This is a genomic window from Qipengyuania mesophila, assembly GCF_019711655.1.
GTDB lineage: Bacteria > Pseudomonadota > Alphaproteobacteria > Sphingomonadales > Sphingomonadaceae > Qipengyuania > Qipengyuania mesophila.
Genome location: NZ_JAIGNU010000001.1, coordinates 17,119 through 36,825, shown reverse-complemented (window position 1 = coordinate 36,825; position 19,707 = coordinate 17,119). Strand labels below are relative to the sequence as shown.

Genomic DNA, 19,707 nt, shown 5'->3' with positions numbered 1-19,707 from the left:
CGCCGCCTTCGGCGGTCCCCCTCCCCCGTTGGGGGAGGCCATCATAGCAATCGCATCTGTCCACCCACCGCCGGCGACCTGAACTGCGTGCAGTCGAGCTCGAATTTTTCCTTGCCGATCCCCGCGCGCTTGCAGGCTAGGCGGAACCTTGCGCGGAAGAGGTCGGCCCATACGCCGCTCGGCTTCATGCGGGTGAAGAAGTCGGGATCGTTGTCCCTGCCGCCCCGGATCGAGCGGACGATGCTCATCACCTTGTCGCCGCGCTCGGGGAAGTGGACCGCGAGCCATTCGCGGAACAGCGGGGCGACTTCGTGTGGCAGGCGCAGCGGGATCCAGCCCACGCTACCGACACCGATGGCGGCGACGCGCTGGACGATCTCTTCCATGAACTCGTCGGTGATCGCGGGGATGATCGGCGAGACCGAGCAATGCACCGGGACGCCCGACTCGACCAGTTTCTGCAGCGCGAGCAGGCGTTTGGCGGGCGCAGCTGCGCGCGGTTCGAGCTTGCCCGAGAGCTTGGGGTCGAGGCTTGTGACAGAAACGGCCACCGCCACCAGTCGCCGCTCGGCCAGTTGAGCGAGCAGGTCGAGATCCGCCAGCACGCGATCGGATTTGGTGGTGATCGTCACCGGATGGCGCGCGTCTAGGCAGACCTCGAGCACGCTGCGCGTGATGCGATAGCGCGCCTCGATCGGCTGGTAGGGGTCGGTGTTGGTCCCCATCGAGATCGGCTTGCACCGGTATTTTGGCTTGGCCAGCGTCGCGCGCAGCAGTTCCGCCGCATTTGGCTTGGCGAACAGACGCGTCTCGAAATCGAGGCCGGGCGAGAGGTCGTGATAGGCATGCGTCGGCCGCGCGAAGCAATAGACGCAGCCATGCTCGCAGCCGCGATAGGCGTTGACCGAGCGGTCGAAGGGCACGTCGGGCGACTGGTTGAAGCTGAGGATCGTCTTCGGGTGCTCCTCGGTCACCGTGGTGCGCAGTTTTACCGGCGGTGCACCTTCGAGGCTGGCCAGTTGTTCCATATAGTCGCGCCAGTCGCCATCGACCTCACGCGTGGCGAGGCCGAAGCGCGTCGGCACCTCGAATCCTTGCGCACCGCGACCGGCAATGGCTGGGGCGAGTCGGCGTTCCATGTGTGAGAACATACATGGAACATTAGACTGCGGCCAGTGACTACCGCTCGCGCAGACGGGGCATCAGCTCGACGAAATTGCAGGGCCCGTGGCGGCTGTCGAGCTGGTGGACGAGGATCTGGTCCCAGCCGTCCTTTACCGCTCCGGTCGAGCCGGGCAGTGCGAAGATATAGGTCCCGCGCGCCAGCACCGCGCAGGCGCGGCTCTGGATAGTGCTCGTGCCGATGCTCGCGATACTGATGTAGCGGAAATACTCGCCGAAGCCGGGGATGTCCTTGTCCTTGATCCGGTCGAGCGCCTCGGGGGGTCACGTCCCGCCCGGTAAGGCCGGTTCCGCCGGTGGTGATCACGCAATCCACGCTCTCGTCGTCGATCCAGCGGTGCAGGTGCGCTGCGATCTCGTTGCGGTCGTCGCGGCTGATCTCGCGCGCCGCGAGCTCGTGCCCGGCCTCCACGATCCGCGTGCCGAGGATGTCGCCCGAAGCATCGTCGGCCAGCGTGCGCGTGTCCGACACGGTCAGCAGCGCGATACGGACCGGCTTGAAGGGGAGGTTTTCGTCGAGGGCCATCAGCGCCGCATACTACCGCACGCGGGGGAACATCGGCCAGTCGTTTTCGGCCAGTTCGGTCCGGCTCGGCGCGGGGGCGTCGGCCTGACGCAGGTACATCCAGTAATTGCGCATCACGATCGCGACGTATCCGCGCGTTTCCCAATAGGGGATCGACTCCATGTAGAGCAGCGGATCGTCCAGGTCGCGAACCTCGCTTTCCCAGCGGGAGACGGGGCTGGGGCCGGCATTGTAGGCGGCCATCACCTTGGGCAGCTTGCCCTGCGTGAAGGAGGAACTGCCGAGCGATTCGAGCGTCCGCTGGCCGAAGGCGAGGTTGATCGCCGGGTCCTTGAGATCGGCGCCGGCACTCATGTTGATCGAGGCGGCATATTCGCGCTGGGTGATCGGCATGATCTGCATCAGCCCGATCGCGCCGGCCGGGCTGACCACGCGCTCGCGGAAATTGGATTCCTGCAGCGCATGCGCGAAGGCCAGCGCCGGATCGACGCGCCAGCCGCCGACCGGTGCGCGGAAGGTGACCGGATAGCGCAAGCTCGGATGCGCGGCTTCCCCGCGCGGCGCATTGTAGGCCATGTAGGTCTGCGCCCCGGTCAGGCCGAGTGCGCGGGCGAGCCGGGCGAGCGCCGGGTAATCGTCGCCGTCGCCGGTGCGGACGAGCCAGGTGAGGTTGCCTTCGGCCTCCTCGCGCCGCCCCACTTCGGCGAGCATCACCGCCTGCCGCACCGCTTCCTTGTCGCTGAGTCGGCGCCAGTCGGCCTCGGTCATGTCGGGCTGTGTATGCGTCGCAGGCAGGGTGCGTCCCATCTGCTCATGCGCGAGCATGCCGTAGAGGGTGTCGGGAAAGCGTGCCGCGCCGCGCAATTGTTCGTCCGCCTGTTCGGGCTCGCGGCAGCGGATCAGCGCGCGGCTCGCCCAGTAGTGCGCGGCGGAAGTGAGTTCGGGATTGGTCGAATTCGCTGCCGAGCGGCGGAAGGCTTCGCCCGCCTTGTCGCAATCGCCCAGCCGCCACGCGGCGAGGCCGGCAGCCCAGTCACCCTCGGCCACCCACGCTCCGCTGCCGCCATCGCGCACCGTTTCGGCGAGCGCCCAGGCCTGCGCGTCCTGGTTCTCGATGTAATAGCTCCAGGCGACGCGGTAGCGCCACTCGGCACGCGCCTTGCTGCTGAGCGTCGCATCGACCCCGTCGAGGAGCAGCCGCGCGCCGTCGGGATCGTCATTGGTGATCCGCTCGAGGATCGCCGACTTGACGCTCCCGGGCATGGTGCCGTCCTCGATCGCGCGCGGGCGGATACGCTTGGTCATGCCCGGCTGGCGGACCATTTCGCGCTCGCGCGGGAGGTGCGGCGGGTCTTCGAGCCCGCGCGTCTGGCCCAGGCGGACGATCGCCTCGGCTTCGGGCAGGCGCGCATAGCGATCGAGCCAGGCCTCGATGCGCGGCAGCTCGATCCGCGGGCTTTCGGGATGGAGATAATAGGCGGCCAGCGCCGCACCGTGCAGCGGGCCGTCGGTGCGGCTCGTCAGCAGCACTTCGACCCGGTCCCAGTTCTTCGCGTCGATCGCCTCGAACAGCGAACCGTAATAGGCGCGGTCCTCGGTCGACAGCAGTTGCGGCAGCGCCACCGAGTGCGAGCGCGTGAAATAGTCGACACTACTGCTTTGCGCGAGGGCGGGCGTTGCGGTGAGCGTGATCGCGGCGAGGGCGAAGGCGGTCAGGGGGCGTAGGATCATCGGGTCCAGTCCAGCCAGCGGTTCCAGAAATTTTCCCGCCGCAGGGCGGAGCGCGCGAGATTGCGCAGGTCGGGCGCGGCGAGCAGCGCGACGGAGGTGCCGCCGCAGTCGAGCGTCAGCGGTTCGCGGGCGCGTTCGGCGGGAACGTCGAACAGCGCCAGCTGCGCGCGGCCGAACAGCAGCACGCGTTGCGGCTGCACAAGCGCAATATGGTGACGCGCCACGATGCCGATCCCGCCCGCGGCGACCTGCGCCCAGTCGGGCATGGCCATCGGGGCGGGCAGGGCGCTCGCGACATAGGTCTCGTGCTCGGCCACCCCCATCGCGCGCAGCATGGCGGCGACGAAGGGGGCTGCGCCGCCGGTCAGCAGGCCATCGGTATCGTCCTCGAAGGGCTGCGGGAGCAGCAGCATCAGCCGCGCCCCCGCGACCCCGCGCGGGGGCACGCGGCGATCGAGCGCGCCTTCGCCGAGCGTCGGCTCGGTCATCCAGTATTCGCGAAATTTTTCGAGGCTGTCGGGCAGCCCCTCGGCGGTGATTGCCGGTGCCGCCGTCTCGGGCTGTTCGAGCGCGCGTTCGAGCGCGGTCTTGCGCGCGACCGGCGGCGGCGCAGGAGGCGGGGGAGCCGCTACGGCATTCTCGGCCTCGGGCTCGGCCAGCCAGCCGCTCGCCTCGTCGAGGAAATCGGCATCGACGCCCGCCTCGCGCCACCAGTCGAGCGCACCCTCGAGGCTTTCGAGCGCCGTGAAATCGCGCGCTTTCGAGGGATCGGCGTGCATCATTACTTGGGCGCAGGTCTTGACCTCTAAAGCGCCACCAATCAAGGCATCGGCAACAGATACGCGACGAAAAGAGAGAGACATGAGCGAACGCGAATCGATGCCCTGCGACGTCGTCATCATCGGCGGGGGCGTGGCCGGCCTCGCGGCGGCGATCCGGTTGAAGCAGATCAACGAGGACCTCGAAGTCGTCGTGCTCGAAAAGGGCAGCGAGATCGGCGCGCATATCCTCTCGGGCGCGGTGGTCGATCCCAAGGCGCTCGACGAGCTGCTCCCCGACTGGCGCGACATGGACTGTCCGATGGCGGAAACCCCGGTGACCGAGAACCACCACTGGGTGCTGTCCGAAAGCGGCAAGTCGGACATGCCCGAGTTCCTGCTGCCGCCCTTCATGGGCAATCACGGAAATTACACCGGCTCGCTGGGCAATCTCGCGCGCTGGCTGGGCGAGCAGGCCGAGGGGCTGGGCGTGATGGTTTTCCCCGGCTTCCCCGCTGCCGAGGTGCTGTTCAACGAGGCGGGCGCGGTGACCGGCGTGGTGACGCAGGACATGGGCATCGCCGAGGATGGCAGTCACAAGCCCGACTACCAGCCGGGGATGGAGATCCACGCCAAATACACGCTCTTCGCCGAGGGCGCGCGCGGCAATCTCACCAAGAAGATGAAGGCGAAATACGACCTGGAGGCCGATTGCCAGCCGCAGGTCTACGGGCTCGGCATCAAGGAATTGTGGGATATCGATGCCGACAAGCACGAGCCCGGCCGCGTGATCCACACGCAGGGCTGGCCGCTCAGCGAGACCGGCACCTGGGGCGGCGGCTTCCTCTACCACCAGGCCAATGGCCAGGTGGCATTGGGCTTCGTAACCGCGCTCGATTACGCCAATCCCTACGTTTCGCCCTACCAGGAATTCCAGCGCTGGAAGCACCACCCGGCGATCGCCGCGATTCTCGAAGGCGGCAGGCGCGTCGCCTATGGTGCGCGCGTGATCAACGAGGGCGGCTGGCAGAGCGTGCCCAAGCTCGCCTTCCCAGGCGGTGCGCTGATCGGCTGCGCCGCGGGCTTCGTCAATGTGCCGCGCATCAAGGGCAGCCACACTGCGATGAAGAGCGGCATGCTCGCCGCCGAGAGCCTCGCCGCGGCGATCGCCGCGGGCCATGAGCACACCGAGCTGATGGATTTCGACGCGGCGGTGCGCGACAGCTGGATCGCCAAGGAACTGAAGCTCGTCCAGAACGCGCAGCCCGCGGTCGCCAAGTGGGGCGAGGACCTCGGCACCGTCATCGCGGGCATCGACATGTGGATGCGTACGCTCAAGATCGGCCTGCCGATCTCGATGAAGCACCATCGCGACTACGAGATGCTACAGCGTGCGGACCTGTACCGGCCGATCGCCTATCCCAAGCCCGACGGCAAATTGAGCTTCGACAAGCTGACCAATGTCAGCTTCAGCTACACCAACCATGCGGAGGACCAGCCGGTCCACCTCAAGGTCAAGGACATGGAGTTGCAGAAGGTCAGCGAGCTGGGCGAATATGCCGGCCCGTCGAACCGCTACTGCCCCGCCGGCGTCTACGAATGGCTGGTCGACGAGGACAGCGGCGAGCCCAAGTTCCAGATCAATTCGCAGAACTGTGTTCACTGCAAGACCTGCGACATCAAGGACCCGAACCAGAACATCGAATGGACCACGCCCGAAGGTGGCGGCGGGCCGAATTATCCGAATATGTGAGGTCGGACCCGATGAAGCGCGCGACCTTGCTCATGGCCGTCGGCCTCGCCGCGCTTGGCGTGACGGCAGCCCAAGCCCAGCCGGTCGACCGCGGCGACAGGCCGATCCTCGAAGTCGTCACGGCGCTCGAGACCGGCGAGTTCGTGTGGGCGCCCGAGCTGAGCCCGCAGGGGCCGATGCTGCTGGTGGTCAACCTTGCGAGCCAGCGCGCGGTGCTGTTCCGCAACGGGGTGCCGATCGCCGCCTCGACGGTTTCGACCGGGCGCGAGGGTTACGAGACTCCCACCGGGGTGTTCACGATCCTGCAGAAGCGCAAGGAACACTATTCCAATCTCTACGACGACGCGCCGATGCCCAATATGCAGCGGCTGACCTGGGGCGGCGTCGCACTCCACGCGGGAAACCTGCCCGGATACCCTGCCTCGCACGGATGCATCCGCCTGCCGATGGCGTTTTCGGCGCTGCTGTTCGACACCACTTCGCTCGGAATGACCGTCGTCATCACCGACGTCCCCGCCGCGCCACAGGTTTCTGCTGCGCCGGGAGTCGCGGTCGTGGGCGGTGCCGCGGGTAAGCAGTCGATCGAGGCCGCTTCGTTCGAATGGCATCCCGAGCGCGTGACCAGCGGCGTGGTCTCGGTTGTGGTCAGCGTTGCCGACCAGCGCGCGGTCGTGCTGCGCAGCGGCATCGAAATCGGTTCGGCACCGGTGCGGGTCGACGGCGCGCTCGCCGGGCCGATCGCTTATGTCCTGTCTGCGGCGGACGAAAGCGGCCGCCAGTGGCTCAAGCTCGATCTCGCCGGATCGGGCGAAGGGAGCGAGATCGGCGCCGACGAGGCGGACCGGTTTCTGGCCCCCACGGCCTTCCGCAGCGCGGTGAACGACATCCTCAAGCCCGGCACCGTGGTGATCGTCACGCCGCAGTCGCTCGCGGCGGCGAGCGCCGGGGAGAACGTCACGGTGATCGAGGCCGGCGAAAGCTGACGTCCGCGCAACGATGGCCTCCGAAACCGCCTACGCCAAGATCAACCTCGCGCTGCATGTCCGCAGGCGGCGTGAGGATGGCTACCACGAACTCGAAACGCTGTTCGCCTTCGTCGATGCGGGCGATGTGCTGACGGCTTCCAGCGCCGCGCAGGATAGCGTGCGCGTGCTCGGCGAGTTCGCCGACGGGCTCGACGATCCGTTCGACAATCTCGTCGCAAAGGCGCTCGCCAAGCTGCCGCGCTCCGAGGGGCTGGCTATCACGCTCGAGAAGAACCTGCCAGTCGCGGCGGGGCTGGGCGGGGGCTCGGCCGACGCAGGCGCTGTGTTCCGCATCGTCAGGGACCGCGCGGGCCTGCCCGACGACTGGCACGCGCGCGCCACCGCATTGGGCGCCGACGTCCCGGCCTGCGTCGAGAGCCGGAGCTGCATCGGGCGCGGGACGGGGACCGATCTCGATGAGGCCGACGAAAGCCTTGCCGGAACGCCCGTGCTGCTGGTCAATCCGCGCGTTCCACTATCGACGGGCCCCGTGTTCGCGCACTGGGACGGCGAGGATCGCGGCGCGCTGCCGCAGGGCGATGCGCGTGCCGTCGCGCTGGAGGGGCGTAACGATCTCGAGGGCCCGGCCATTTCGCTTTGTCCGCAGATCGCCGGCGTGCTCGCGGCGCTGCGCGGAACTTCACCCTTTCTCGCCCGTATGTCCGGTTCGGGGGCGACGTGCTTCGCGCTCTACGACAGCCTGTCCGCTCGCGACGCGGCTGCCCGCCAGACAAGCGAGAGCCACCCCGGCTGGTGGCAGATGAAAGGGTCCCTGCGATGATGATCGACAACCTCCCCTACCGCCAGGTCGGCACCGAAGACCTGCGGCCGGGGGGGCTGCTCTGTGTCGCCGACCACGCCTCGAACTACGTGCCCGACGACATCGAGCTCGGCATCGATCACAAGCTGCTGAACGAGCATATCGCGGTCGATATCGGGGTGGAGGGCATCGCCGACCGCCTCGCCCGCCGCCACAATATCCCTGCGCATATCGCTTGCGTCAGCCGCCTCGTTTGCGACCTCCACCGCAAGGAGGACGAGGACGCGGTCGTGCCGACCGAAAGCGACGGCAAGCTCATCGCAGGCAATATCGGCGCCGATGTCGAGGCGCGGCTCGAGCGTTTCCACCGACCCTACCACACGGCCTTCGCCGATCTGATCGAGCGGACGCGGCCCAAGATGCTGGTGGCGCTGCACAGCTTCACCCCGAGCCTCGACACCAGCGACGAGGAGCGGCCGTGGGAAGTCGCGTTGCTCTACAACCAGGACGATCGGGCGGCGCGCCACGCGATCCGCCTGTTCGGCGAGCAGGGTCTGAGCGTGGGCGACAACCAGCCCTATTCGGGCAAACAGCTCAACGCGACGATGGATCGCCATGCGGAGGCCAACGGCATCCCCTATTGCACCGTCGAGATCCGCCAGGACCAGATCGAGACCGAGGCCGGCCAGGCGCGATGGGCAATGATGCTGGCCGATGTGATGGGGCGCGTCGCGCTCGAGGTCTAAAGCCGAGCTTGGCCCGCCCGGCACCAATCTTCCGTTAGCGCGGCCACGCGTCTCTGCTAGGCTTCGCCCGAAGCCAAGAGAGATCCGTCATGCCTGCCTATCGTTCCCGCACCACCACCCATGGCCGCAACATGGCAGGCGCGCGCGGATTGTGGCGCGCGACCGGGATGAAGGATGGCGATTTCGGCAAGCCGATCATCGCCGTGGTCAACAGCTTCACCCAGTTCGTTCCGGGTCACGTCCACCTCAAGGATCTCGGCCAGCTGGTCGCGCGCGAGATCGAGGCGGCGGGCGGGGTGGCCAAGGAATTCAACACGATCGCGGTCGATGACGGGATCGCCATGGGGCATGACGGGATGCTCTATTCGCTGCCCAGCCGCGACCTCATCGCCGACAGTGTCGAATACATGGTCAACGCCCACTGCGCCGATGCGATGGTGTGCATCTCCAATTGCGACAAGATCACTCCGGGCATGTTGATGGCGGCATTGCGGCTCAACGTGCCCGCGGTCTTCGTCAGCGGCGGTCCGATGGAAGCGGGCAAGGTGGTGGTGAAGGGTAAGGAGGTCGCGCTCGACCTCGTCGATGCGATGGTTGCTGCGGCGGACGAAGCCTATTCTGATGAGGAAGTCACCGCGATCGAGCAAAACGCCTGCCCGACCTGCGGATCGTGCAGCGGGATGTTCACCGCCAATTCGATGAACTGCCTGACCGAGGCGTTGGGGCTGTCGCTGCCCGGCAATGGCTCGACGCTCGCCACCCACGCCGACCGCAAGGGGCTGTTCGAGCGCGCCGGGAGGCTCGTCGTGACGCTGGCCAAGCGCTATTACGAGGAAGAGGACGAGAGTGTCCTGCCGCGCAGCATCGCCAGCTTCGAGGCCTTCGAGAACGCGATGAGCCTCGACATCGCTATGGGAGGATCGACCAACACCGTACTTCACCTGCTCGCTGCCGCGCATGAGGCAGGGGTCGATTTCTCCATGGCCGACATCGACCGGCTCAGCCGCAAGGTGCCCTGCCTGTCGAAGGTCGCCCCGGCCAAGGGCGACGTCCACATGGAGGACGTCCACCGCGCAGGCGGGATCATGGCGATCCTCGGCGAGCTCGAGAAGGCGGGTCTGCTCCACACGGCGCTGCCCACCGTCCACAGCCCGACCATGGGCGATGCACTCGACGATTGGGACATCGGCCGTACCGCGAACAACAAAGTGCGCGAATTCTTCGCCGCCGCGCCTGGCGGGGTGCCGACGCAGACCGCCTTCAGCCAGTCGCGCCGCTGGGAGGAACTCGATCTCGACCGCGAAAACGGCGTGATCCGCAGCGCCGACCACGCCTTCAGCAAGGATGGCGGCCTCGCCGTGCTTTACGGGAATATCGCGCGCGACGGTTGCATCGTGAAGACCGCCGGCGTGGACGCGAGCATCCTGACCTTCTCGGGTCCGGCCAAGGTCTACGAGAGCCAGGACGATGCGGTGACCGCGATCCTCACCGGGCAGGTGGCCGAGGGCGACGTGGTGGTGATCCGCTACGAAGGCCCGCGCGGCGGCCCCGGCATGCAGGAAATGCTCTATCCGACGAGCTACCTCAAGTCGAAGGGGCTGGGGGCGGCCTGCGCACTGCTCACCGACGGGCGTTTCTCTGGCGGCACCTCGGGCCTTTCGATCGGCCACGTCTCGCCCGAGGCGGCCGAGGGCGGGGCGATCGGCCTGGTCGAGGACGGCGATCTCATCGAGATTTCCATTCCCGACCGCACGATCACGTTGGCGGTAGCCGACGAGGTGCTCGCCGAGCGCCGCGCCGCGATGGAAGCACAGGGCTGGGCTCCCGCGAAGCCGCGGGAGCGCCGCGTCTCGCCCGCGCTCGAGGCCTATGCCGCCATGACCACCTCGGCCGCGCGCGGCGCAATCCGCGACGTCTCGCAGATCAAGCGCTGAGGCTTGCCCCCGCGCGCGGCGCGTGGCAGCGCGGGGCGATGGCGAAGGTGTGCATCAACTCCATTTCTCTGCTTGCCTTGCTGCTCGCGCTCGGGGCCTGCGGGCCTGCGCCCGAGCGCGACACAGGGCAGGCGGTCGCCTGCGCGCTCGACGGCGCCGAGGAATTCACCGGCCATTGCCGCCTGGTCGAGGTGGGCGAGGGCCAAGGCGCCTATTTCGTCATGCGTCATCCCGATGGCGGCTTTCGCAAGCTGGCGCCGGCCGACACGCCCGCGGGCTATGTCGAATTCGATGGCGCACAGCGCGCGCGCAGCTGGCGCGAGGGCGACGATGTGGTGCTGGCAATCGGCCCGGATCGCTATCGCTGGAAGGAGCCGCTCGATGACTGACACCGTCCTCACCGTCGAGCAGATGCGCGCTACCGAGCGGGCGGCGATGGAGGCAGGGGTCAGCGAATGGGAGCTGATGCAACGTGCGGGCGAGGGGGCGGCGCAATGGATCATGCGCGTCGCCGCCGGACGCCCGGTTGCGGTGCTTTGCGGTCCCGGCAACAATGGCGGCGACGGCTACGTCATCGCGGAGACGCTCATTCGGCGCGGTTACGAGGTCCAGGTCATCGCGCCGTTGGAACCGCGCAGCGAGACCGCGCAACAGGCTCGCGCGCATTACTCGGGCGCGGTCTTTGCCGCGACCACAATGCGCGAGCCGGTCGTGATCGACTGCCTGTTCGGCTACGGACTGACCCGCAAGGTCGAGGGCGAGTTTGCTGAATTGCTCGAACAAATGGCGTCAAGTCACTGTTACAAGGTGGCAATCGATGTCCCGAGCGCGGTGGAGAGCGACACGGGAAGCGTGCTCGGTCCGCTGCCCGATTACGATCTCACTCTCGCGCTCGGGGCATGGAAGCAGGCGCATGGGTTGATGCCGGCAATGGCGGCCATGGGAGAGCGGCGGCTGGTGCCGATAGGGCTCGATCTCTCCGGTGCCAGGTCAGCGCTATCGCGACGGCCGCGGCTGACGCCCCCCGCGCCCGATGCCCACAAATACCGGCGCGGATTGCTAGCAGTGGTCGCGGGCGCGATGCCGGGTGCGCCGCTGCTCGCGGCGGAAGCGGCGATGCGCGCGGGAGTGGGCTATGTGAAGCTGTTGAGCGACCACGACCACTTCGGCGCGCCAGCCGATCTGGTGATCGAGCAAGGGAAGCTGGCGAATACACTCGACGACGAGCGGATCGCTGCGGTGCTGGTGGGGCCCGGCCTCGGCCGCGACGACTCCGCCCGCGAACGCCTCGCGCAGGCGTTTTCCTGTCGCAAACCGGGCGTGCTCGATGCCGATGCGCTGTACCTGCTCGATCCGGAGCTTCTCGCGCAGGCCGATCCCGGTACATTGTGCGTGACGCCGCACGAGGGTGAACTTCAGAAACTGTGTGAAGTTTTCGGCATTGGTGACGGCAGCAAGCTCGAACGTGCGCGGCGACTTCATGACGTCACCGGAATGACCGTGCTCGCCAAGGGTCCCGACACGGTGCTGGCAAGTGACGTCATGACATCATTTTTTCCGCGCGGATCGAGCTGGCTCTCGGTGGCGGGGACGGGCGACGTGCTCGCGGGGATCGTGGCCTCGCGGCTGGCTGTGCATGGCAATCCGCATCGCGCCTGCGAGGAAGGTGTGTGGCTGCATCACGAGGCCGCGCGACTGGCATCCCCCGCTTTCACCGCAAGCGGGCTTGCGCATGCGGTCAAACCGGCCATGGCGGCACTCTTGTGAGCGAAACCGAAACCATCGTCCGCATCGCCGCGCGTGGCGATGGCGTCACACCATCGGGGCGGCATGTCGCGGGCTCGGTTCCGGGCGACATGGTCGACGCCGATGGTGTGCTGACCCCCGGGCCGCACCATGCCACGCCGCCGTGCCCGCATTTCCCCATCTGCGGCGGCTGTCAGTTGCAGCATGCCGACGAGGCGGCGCTGCGTCGCTTCGTCACCGACCGCGTGGCGCATGCCGCCGAGGGTCAGGGCCTCCAGCCTGGCGAGATGTTGCCCACGCATCTCTCGCCCGCGCACTCGCGCCGCCGTGCCACGCTGCATGCGATGAAGGCAGGCAAGAGCGCTGTGGTGGGCTTTCGCGGGGGCGGAAGCCATCGCATCGTCGACATGCGTGCATGTCACATCCTCGCGCCCGAACTGTTCGCGCTGGTCGCACCGCTGCGCGCGCTCGTCGCTGCGCAAGGCGGGCGCCAGGCGGTCGACATCGAGCTGACGCTGGCCGATCAGGGCGTCGACTGCACGATCAGGGGTATAGCGGTGGAGGGGCTCGCCGCGACCGAGGCGCTGCTCGATTTCGCCCGTGACCACGCTCTCGCGCGGCTCTCGCTCGACCATGGCTATGGTCCCGAGACGGTGTGGGAACCGCAGCCGCTGACAATCATGCTGGGCCAGATCCCCGTGCCTTTCCCGCACGGGAGCTTCCTCCAGCCCACGCGCGACGGCGAGGCCGTCCTCGTGGAAGATGCGCGCGCCTATCTGGCGGACGCCGCGACCGTGGCGGACCTGTTCTCGGGCCTCGGGACCTTCGCCTTTGCGCTGGCTGGTCCGCGCAAGGTGCTGGCGGTGGAGGCGGCGCGCGACGCGCATCTCGCCTGCAAGGCTGCCGCCAATGCGCGCGGCGTGCCGGTGCTGGCGATGCATCGCGACCTATTCCGCAATCCGCTCCAGGCCGACGAGGCGGGCCGCTTCGGTGCGCTGCTGCTCGATCCGCCGCGTGCCGGCGCCCGCGAGCAGGTCGCGCAGATCGCTGCGAGCAGGGTGGAGCGCGTCGCCTATGTTAGCTGCAATCCGGCCAGCTGGGCACGCGATGCCAGAGTGCTCGTAGATTCAGGCTTCCGGCTCGAGAAGCTGCGCCCGGTGGGCCAGTTCCGCTGGTCGACCCATGTCGAACTGACCAGCTATTTCACCCGCTAGGCGCCGAGCGCCTCGATCAGCCGCGCGCGCAGCCAGTCGCGCGCCTCGGGACGCGAATAGGCATGGTCGGCGCCCGGGCAGCGCGCGATCCGCGTGTCGCCCGCGTCCCACCTTTCGGCGAAGACCTGTGCGGTCCGGTCGCTCTCGGCGAGGAGGATTCGCGTCGCGCCGGGAAATTCGGCAAGGCCCTTCCGCATCTCCTCGGCAAGCGAGGAGGGGGCGGTGCGCGGCTGCGAGGCGCGCAGGAGCCCGCGGGCCAGTTTCCCAAGATCGACACCGCCTGAGACAAGGCGGATAACTTCCTTGGGATTTTTCAGTTTTTCGAGATAGCGTGCGCGGATGGCAGCGGGCGGTGGTGTCGCGTCTTCGCTTTCCTCGATGGTCCAGGGATTGCTCAGCACCAGCGCGTCGCAACCCGCGCCGCCGGCCAGCATCAGCGCGCTTGCACCGTCGCAATTGCCGAAGCCGACGATCCGGTCGACCTGCGGCGCCATGGCGCGGAAGGCGAGGAGTGCGGCGGCGATGTCCTTGGTCGAGCGGCGGAAGCCGCGGTTCTCGCCCTCGCTGTCGCCGATGCCGCGACGGTCGAAGCGGAACACGGGGAAGCCCGCCGCCGCAATCTCCGCCGCCAGTCGCGCCTGGCCGTTGAAGGCACCCGCGCGGATCTCGTTGCCACCGCTGACGAGCAGCAGCCCCGTCTTGCCCGGCGCCATGTCGAGCGTCGCGCCGCAACGTGCGCCTTGGCATTCGAAGGTGAGTGGCAGCCTGCTCACGCGTCCGCCATTCCCGCGGCTACGATCGTCGCCAGCACATCGGCCTGCGCGGGGTCGACGTCGTTTTCCGCGCGCAGCCACAGCGGTTTGCCGCCGACCTCGGTCTGTTCGATCGCGGTCAGCCCCTCGGGAAGGGCGAAGGCGCCCTCGTCGAGCTCGCACACCAGCTCCGCTCCCAGCGACCAGCCGGCCAGTTCGAGGCCTTGCTCGCGTCCCTCGGCGAGCAAGGCATCTGCGCTCTCGCGACGCCCAGCTTCGCGGGCGGCAAGGCTACGCGCGCGAAGCATCGCCCGCAGCACCTGGGTGGGCTTGGCCGGGGCATAGGCCCAGCCGGTGCATCCCTCGGGGACCAGCCATGCCCCCGATCGTATGGTGAGGACACGGTCTGCGCGGAAATGCGTCGCGGCGGCAGCGACCGCCTGCCGCCAGCGCGCGATGCTCTGGTCGCTGTGCGGTGCCAGGCTCTCGTTGCAGCCGGGCAGGTCCGGAAGGAAGCTGTCTATCCCCTTCGCGTCGAGCCGACGCATGATTTCAAACGCTTGGTGCCGAAACTTGTTGGCTTCATCGAACAGCGGAGCGGCTATCAACAGGCGTTTTTGCCGGGCCTTGTCGAAGCCCAGCACCATTTCCTCGCCCGGCGAGCCATCGGGCTGCGGGCAAGGCCAGGATGCGTACATGGCGGGGTTTATCCCTCGACGACCTTGGCTTCGGCGAAGGCGAGCAGGCCGCCATAGGTCTCGAGCATCTCGCCATCGACGTCCTCGTCTTCGATGACGATGTCGAGCCGGTCTTCCATTTCGGTGAGCAGGCCCGCAACCGCCATGGAATCGAGTTCGGGGAGATGACCGAAAAGGCCGGTGTCGCCGTCGAAGCCTTCGACCTGCTTCCGATCGAGCCCGAGCACGTCGCACAGGATCGCGCGCAGCGTCTGGTCGATATCGCTGCGGCTCGGCCCGGTCGGCGCGGCATTTGCGGTTTCGGCGGTCATTCCTGAGGCTTCCCCTGCTTCGAAGGCGATGCCCTTAGCTGGGCCGTTTGTGCGGTGCAAGACGGCGTACCATGGCCTTGGCGAGAGCGGGCCATGCGTGCGGCTTACGCCAGTCGAAGCAGGTCAGGCGATAGCGCGGCCGGTTAACCTCCATCCAGTCGCGCTTGTACGCATCGCCGCCGGTGCCGAAATCGACCAGCTCGACGCCATCGGTATCGATGACATGTTCGAACAGCGCGGCGCTGAGCGTGGTGCCCGCCGAGAGTGGCTTGGCGGCTTCGGTGTGGGCGAGCTTGTGGATGTAGGCGGTACCACCTTCGACGGTCCAGAATTGCGCGGCGACGGGCACGCCGTCCGCGCGAGCGATGCCGATGCGGATGCGTCCTGCCTTGCCTTCGGCGCGGGCGAAGGTCTCGAGGATGTCGGCGCGCTCTTCCTCCGGTTTCCAGCTCTCGGCGTAGATTGCCTGATAGTCCTGCCATGATGCCTCGTCGAAGTGCGTCAGGATTTCGACCTCGACCTTCTTCGCCTTGCGCTTGAGCGTGGTGCGCATCTTGCCGGGCCGCGTCGCCCAATAGTCAGCATAGCTGCGTCCCGCGACGGGGAGTACGTGGTTTTCGTCGCAGGGCTCGCGCAGTACCAGCCAGCCGGCGTCGAGGAAGGCGTCCTCGACCGTCGAGGCGCTGCCGTCCTCGTCGGGAAGCGGTGACAGCGTGACGCGGTGCGTGCGCTGGTGCAGGTCGCGGGCGAGGGCGGTGAGCAGGCGGGGTTCCCGGCCCAGCGGGCGCCAGGTGAAGCTGAACCAGTTGGTCAGGCTGGCGAGACCATCGTCAGTCTCGTGCAAGGCCAGCGCGACACGCTCGCCGCCCCCTTCGGCCATCGCGATCAGAGGCTTGTCCAGCAGCGCGAACCAGTCGAGCCTGTCGAAAGGCCCCTCGGCGGGCCAATCGAGCGCTTGCAGTTTGGTAAGGCTGTCGTGATAGCTGACCGCGATGTCCACCCGGAATTCCTCGCTCAGGAGCGTTAATGCCTGATCCCACGCCCCAACCGCTCGATCAACTGGCCGAGCGCGGACGTGCACAGGCGCCTGCGCTTGTGCTGCGCGACCGCACGCTTAGCTTCGAGGAGTTGAGGAAACGTGTCGCCCTGCTCGCCGGATGGCTGGCGACGAAGGCGGGGAAGGGCGTGCGCGTGGCGAGCTGGGCGGCCAAGGGAGAGCTGACCTGCCTGCTGCCGCTCGCTGCGGCACGGGCCGGGCTGGTCCATGTGCCGATCAACCCGCTGCTTAAGCGTGCCCAGGTGGCGCATATCCTTGCCGACAGCGGCGCGGCGCTGCTGATGGGTACCAAGGCGCGTATAGCCTCGCTCGAAGAGGGCGATGTACCATCGCAATGCGAGATCCTCGACGAAGCCGAGGTTCTGGCGCAAGCGGAGGCCGAAGGCGCGACGCTCGGCCTCTCCGACCACGATCCCGAAGAACTGGCGGCGATCCTCTATACCAGCGGTTCGACCGGCAAGCCCAAGGGCGTCATGCTGAGCCATGCGAACATGTGGCTCGGCGCGGTCAGCGTGGCGAACTATCTCGGGCTGGAGGAGGACGACGTCACGCTGGCGGTACTGCCGCTGAGCTTCGACTACGGCCAGAACCAGCTGCTCTCTACTTGGTATGCGGGGGGCAGCGTTGTCCCGCTCGATTTCCTCTTCCCGCGCGACGTAGCCAAGGCCTGCGCAAGTCATGGCGTGACCACGCTCGCGGCGGTGCCCCCGCTATGGGTGCAACTGACAGGGCTGGACTGGCCGGACGAGGCGGTCGCGAGCTTGCGGCGCATGACCAATTCGGGCGGTGCACTGACTATCGATCTGGTGCGAGATTTGCGTACCAAGTTTCCGGAAACGAAGCTTTTCCCGATGTATGGGCTGACAGAAGCGTTTCGGTCGACTTTTCTCGACCCGGCGCTCGTCGATACGCACCCGACCTCGATGGGCAAGGCCATTCCCTTTGCCGAAATCCTCGTCATCGCCGACGACGGATCGCTCGCAACGGCGGGACAGGAGGGCGAGCTGGTCCATTGCGGGCCGCTGGTGGCGCAAGGGTACTGGCAGGATGCCGAGCGCACTGGGGAGCGGTTCAAGCCCGCGCCGGCGATGTCCGAACATGGGGGCACCGCGGTCTGGTCGGGCGACCGGGTCATGCGCGACGAGGACGGCCTGCTTTATTTCGTCGGCCGCCGCGACGCGATGATCAAGAGCGCCGGCAACCGCATCAGCCCGCAGGAGATCGAAAGCGCGGCGCTCGGCACCGGGCTGGTTGCCGAGGCCGTCGCGCTGGGTGTGAAGGACGAGCAGCTCGGGCACGCAATCCACCTCGTGGTGCGTCCCAGTGCCAGCGCGATCGACGCCGAGGCAGCGCTCCCCAAGGCCCTGCAGAAGGAGCTGCCCAACTTCATGCAACCGCATGTCATCCACTGGCGCGAAAGCCTCCCGCTCAATCCCAATGGCAAGCTCGACCGGACGGCGATAGCCGCGGAGATTGGCGCATGAAGCCGCTCGGTCCCATTCCCCAGGGCTTCGAAGCGATCGATGGCGAGCTGGCGATCGGTGGCAGGCCTGCGAGCCACTGGGTCGAGCAGGCGGGGCGCACCCCGCTGTTCGTCTACTCGCAGGATCTGATCGCCCGGCGGTTCGCTGCGCTAAGGGAAGCCATGCCGGACCGGCTCAAGATCAATTATGCGATTAAAGCCAACAGCTTTGCCCCACTTTTGAAATTCGTTTCCAACCTTGCGGACGGACTCGACATCGCCTCGGGCGGTGAATTGGAGATGGTCCGCGCGAGCGGTTTCGACCTTGCGCGGGTGAGCTTCGCAGGGCCGGGCAAGCGCGAGGAGGAAATCGAGGCGGCGATCGCTGCTGGAGTCACGCTTAACCTAGAAAGCGAGACCGAGGCGGAGCGTGCATTCGCTATCGGTGAGCGTCTCGGAATTCGACCGCGCCTCGCCGTCCGCGTCAATCCCGATTTCGAACTCAAGGGCTCGGGGATGAAGATGGGCGGCGGCGCCAAGCCCTTCGGCGTCGATGCCGAGCGGGTGCCGACGTTGATCCGGCGCATCGTCGAGGCGGGCGCCGAGTTCCGCGGGTTGCATATCTTCACCGGCAGCCAGGCGCTTTCGGCCGAGGCGGTGATCGACATGCAGGCCAAGGTCCTCGACTGCGCCGATCGCCTCGCGCGCGAGGCGGCTGTGGTGCTGCCCAAGCTCAACATGGGGGGCGGCTTCGGCATTCCCTATTTCCCCGGCGACGCCCCGCTCGATATCGCCGCGGTCGGCACCGCCCTCGAAGATCGCTTCTCCGACCTTCCCGGTACACTGGCCGACGCCGAACTCTTCATCGAACTCGGGCGCTATCTCGTCGGCGAGGCGGGGGTCTATCTCACCCGGATCGTCGATAGGAAAGTCAGCTACGGCGAGACCTATCTCGTCACCGACGGGGGCCTGCACCACCAACTCGCCGCCTCGGGCAATTTCGGCACCGTGGTGCGGCGCAATTATCCCGTCGCCATCGCCAGCCGCTTTGACGCGGAAGGCGAGGAAGAGGTCAATGTCGTCGGCTGCCTGTGCACCCCGCTCGACCGGCTGGCCGACAAGGCACTGCTGCCGCATGCCGAAGTGGGCGATCTGGTCGCGGTCTTCTGCGCCGGGGCCTATGGCGCCAGCGCGTCGCCCAGTGCCTTTCTGGGACAGGGCCCCGCAGCCGAAATGCTTGTCTGAAACCTCTGTGGTAAGGCGCGCAAAAGGCGGGATTTCGGCGGGGTCGCTATCCCATGGCTAACCGACTGTTCACCTTTTTCGGGCAATAGTTGGTTCAATCAGGCGAATATCGGGCGCACCATGCGTCCGGATCGACCGCGGACAATACCAGGGATACACATATGCGTTTCACCCGAACTGCCAGCCTCCTTGCCGGATGCGCCGCATCCACGCTCGTGCTGGGCGGCTGCACTGCCGGGCCGGAGACGGAGCTGCCGCCGGCGACCTTCGTTGCCATGCAGGAAGGGCCGGGTGAGGAATATGTCATCGGCCCGCTGGATTCGCTGACCATCCACGTGTGGCGCAATCCCGAGCTGGGCGCGGAGAAGATCCAGGTGCGTCCCGACGGCCGTATCACCATCCCGCTGGTCAAGGACATGCCCGCCGTGGGCAAGACGCCCTCGATGCTCGAGGAGGACATCCGTCTCCAGCTGAGCCAGTATATCGAGGATCCGCTGGTCTCGGTGATCGTCAACGAATTCGCGGGCACCTTCAGCCAGCAAGTCCGCATCGTCGGCGCGACCGAGAAACCCGCCTCGCTTCCCTACCGCGCGAACATGACCGTGCTCGACGCCATGATCGCGGTTGGCGGCCTGTCCGAATTCGCCGCGGGCAACCGCGCCAAGCTGATCCGCTTCGACAAGCAGCTCGGTCGCCAGCGCGAATATGCGCTGCGCCTGAGCGACCTGCTCAAGCACGGCGACAGCAAGGCCAATGTCCTCCTCCAGCCGGGCGATGTGATCATCATCCCCGAAAGCACGTTCTAGG

18 protein-coding genes and 1 pseudogene are annotated in these 19,707 nt (G+C 67.3%); 11 read left to right on the top strand and 8 right to left on the bottom strand.

The features are described 5' to 3' along the window. Positions 1 to 41: 41 nt before the first annotated feature. The 4 genes and pseudogenes from K3181_RS00175 to K3181_RS00160 form a co-directional block, all read right to left on the bottom strand. On the bottom strand, positions 42 to 1,139 hold the full coding sequence (locus K3181_RS00175) for a PA0069 family radical SAM protein (protein WP_247714809.1): 1,098 nt from the start codon (positions 1,137 to 1,139) through the stop codon (positions 42 to 44). 40 nt (positions 1,140 to 1,179) lie between these two features. After that, positions 1,180 to 1,708, bottom strand: a pseudogene (gene moaB, locus K3181_RS00170) (molybdenum cofactor biosynthesis protein B). Positions 1,709 to 1,720: 12 nt separating this feature from the next. Further along, positions 1,721 to 3,439: a lytic transglycosylase domain-containing protein gene (locus K3181_RS00165; protein WP_221599681.1), complete on the bottom strand. Its 1,719-nt coding sequence runs from the start codon at positions 3,437 to 3,439 to the stop codon at positions 1,721 to 1,723. Beyond that, positions 3,436 to 4,221 carry a uracil-DNA glycosylase family protein gene (locus K3181_RS00160; protein WP_221599679.1) on the bottom strand — a complete coding sequence of 262 codons (786 nt, stop codon included), beginning with the start codon at positions 4,219 to 4,221 and terminating at the stop codon, positions 3,436 to 3,438. The genes K3181_RS00165 and K3181_RS00160 overlap by 4 nt, the downstream gene beginning before the upstream one ends. Before the next feature lie 79 nt (positions 4,222 to 4,300). Between K3181_RS00160 and K3181_RS00155 the strand changes: the two genes are divergently transcribed. The 8 genes from K3181_RS00155 to K3181_RS00120 all read left to right on the top strand — a co-directional run bounded on the left by K3181_RS00155 (position 4,301) and on the right by K3181_RS00120 (position 13,375). Continuing rightward, positions 4,301 to 5,950 (top strand): electron transfer flavoprotein-ubiquinone oxidoreductase, encoded by a 1,650-nt coding sequence (locus K3181_RS00155; RefSeq protein WP_221599677.1) that lies wholly within the window; start codon positions 4,301 to 4,303, stop codon positions 5,948 to 5,950. 11 nt (positions 5,951 to 5,961) lie between these two features. Further along, complete coding sequence (locus tag K3181_RS00150; RefSeq protein WP_221599675.1) at positions 5,962 to 6,933, top strand: L,D-transpeptidase family protein; 972 nt, start codon at positions 5,962 to 5,964, stop codon at positions 6,931 to 6,933. Positions 6,934 to 6,946: 13 nt separating this feature from the next. Next, positions 6,947 to 7,756, top strand: coding sequence for a 4-(cytidine 5'-diphospho)-2-C-methyl-D-erythritol kinase (locus tag K3181_RS00145; protein ID WP_221599673.1), 810 nt, complete (start codon positions 6,947 to 6,949; stop codon positions 7,754 to 7,756). Continuing rightward, positions 7,756 to 8,481, top strand: a complete 726-nt coding sequence (locus tag K3181_RS00140; protein WP_221602765.1) for an N-formylglutamate amidohydrolase — start codon at positions 7,756 to 7,758, stop codon at positions 8,479 to 8,481. Before K3181_RS00145 ends, K3181_RS00140 begins: the two co-directional genes overlap by 1 nt. Before the next feature lie 89 nt (positions 8,482 to 8,570). Continuing rightward, positions 8,571 to 10,415 (top strand): dihydroxy-acid dehydratase, encoded by a 1,845-nt coding sequence (ilvD, locus tag K3181_RS00135; protein WP_221599671.1) that lies wholly within the window; start codon positions 8,571 to 8,573, stop codon positions 10,413 to 10,415. Positions 10,416 to 10,453: 38 nt separating this feature from the next. Next, on the top strand, positions 10,454 to 10,804 hold the full coding sequence (locus K3181_RS00130) for a hypothetical protein (RefSeq protein ID WP_221599669.1): 351 nt from the start codon (positions 10,454 to 10,456) through the stop codon (positions 10,802 to 10,804). Continuing rightward, the gene (locus tag K3181_RS00125) at positions 10,797 to 12,182 is read left to right on the top strand and encodes an NAD(P)H-hydrate dehydratase (protein ID WP_221599667.1); all 1,386 of its coding nucleotides are present in this window, start codon (positions 10,797 to 10,799) and stop codon (positions 12,180 to 12,182) included. Before K3181_RS00130 ends, K3181_RS00125 begins: the two co-directional genes overlap by 8 nt. Beyond that, positions 12,179 to 13,375, top strand: a complete 1,197-nt coding sequence (locus tag K3181_RS00120; protein WP_221599664.1) for a class I SAM-dependent RNA methyltransferase — start codon at positions 12,179 to 12,181, stop codon at positions 13,373 to 13,375. The genes K3181_RS00125 and K3181_RS00120 overlap by 4 nt, the downstream gene beginning before the upstream one ends. On the opposite strand, the gene K3181_RS00115 is transcribed toward K3181_RS00120, so the two are convergent. Genes K3181_RS00115 through K3181_RS00100 form a run of 4 tightly spaced genes read right to left on the bottom strand, consistent with a single transcriptional unit; the run spans position 13,372 to position 16,136 of the window. Beyond that, positions 13,372 to 14,148, bottom strand: a complete 777-nt coding sequence (locus tag K3181_RS00115) for a hydrolase 1, exosortase A system-associated (RefSeq protein WP_221599662.1) — start codon at positions 14,146 to 14,148, stop codon at positions 13,372 to 13,374. The two genes, K3181_RS00120 and K3181_RS00115, sit on opposite strands and share 4 nt — an antisense overlap. Next, complete coding sequence (locus K3181_RS00110; protein ID WP_221599660.1) at positions 14,145 to 14,825, bottom strand: alpha/beta hydrolase family protein; 681 nt, start codon at positions 14,823 to 14,825, stop codon at positions 14,145 to 14,147. The genes K3181_RS00115 and K3181_RS00110 overlap by 4 nt, the downstream gene beginning before the upstream one ends. Before the next feature lie 8 nt (positions 14,826 to 14,833). After that, positions 14,834 to 15,136 (bottom strand): acyl carrier protein, encoded by a 303-nt coding sequence (locus tag K3181_RS00105; RefSeq protein WP_221599657.1) that lies wholly within the window; start codon positions 15,134 to 15,136, stop codon positions 14,834 to 14,836. 34 nt (positions 15,137 to 15,170) lie between these two features. Beyond that, positions 15,171 to 16,136 (bottom strand): GNAT family N-acetyltransferase, encoded by a 966-nt coding sequence (locus K3181_RS00100; RefSeq protein WP_345725426.1) that lies wholly within the window; start codon positions 16,134 to 16,136, stop codon positions 15,171 to 15,173. 26 nt (positions 16,137 to 16,162) lie between these two features. Here K3181_RS00100 and K3181_RS00095 point away from each other — a divergent pair, with 26 nt between their 5' ends. The 3 genes from K3181_RS00095 (at position 16,163) to K3181_RS00085 (ending at position 19,706) form a co-directional block, all read left to right on the top strand. Further along, positions 16,163 to 17,677: an acyl-CoA ligase (AMP-forming), exosortase A system-associated gene (locus K3181_RS00095; protein ID WP_221599655.1), complete on the top strand. Its 1,515-nt coding sequence runs from the start codon at positions 16,163 to 16,165 to the stop codon at positions 17,675 to 17,677. Next, complete coding sequence (locus tag K3181_RS00090) at positions 17,674 to 18,900, top strand: pyridoxal-dependent decarboxylase, exosortase A system-associated (protein ID WP_221599653.1); 1,227 nt, start codon at positions 17,674 to 17,676, stop codon at positions 18,898 to 18,900. Before K3181_RS00095 ends, K3181_RS00090 begins: the two co-directional genes overlap by 4 nt. 161 nt (positions 18,901 to 19,061) lie before the next feature. Continuing rightward, the gene (locus K3181_RS00085) at positions 19,062 to 19,706 is read left to right on the top strand and encodes an XrtA/PEP-CTERM system exopolysaccharide export protein (RefSeq protein ID WP_221599651.1); all 645 of its coding nucleotides are present in this window, start codon (positions 19,062 to 19,064) and stop codon (positions 19,704 to 19,706) included. Position 19,707 lies beyond the last annotated feature (1 nt).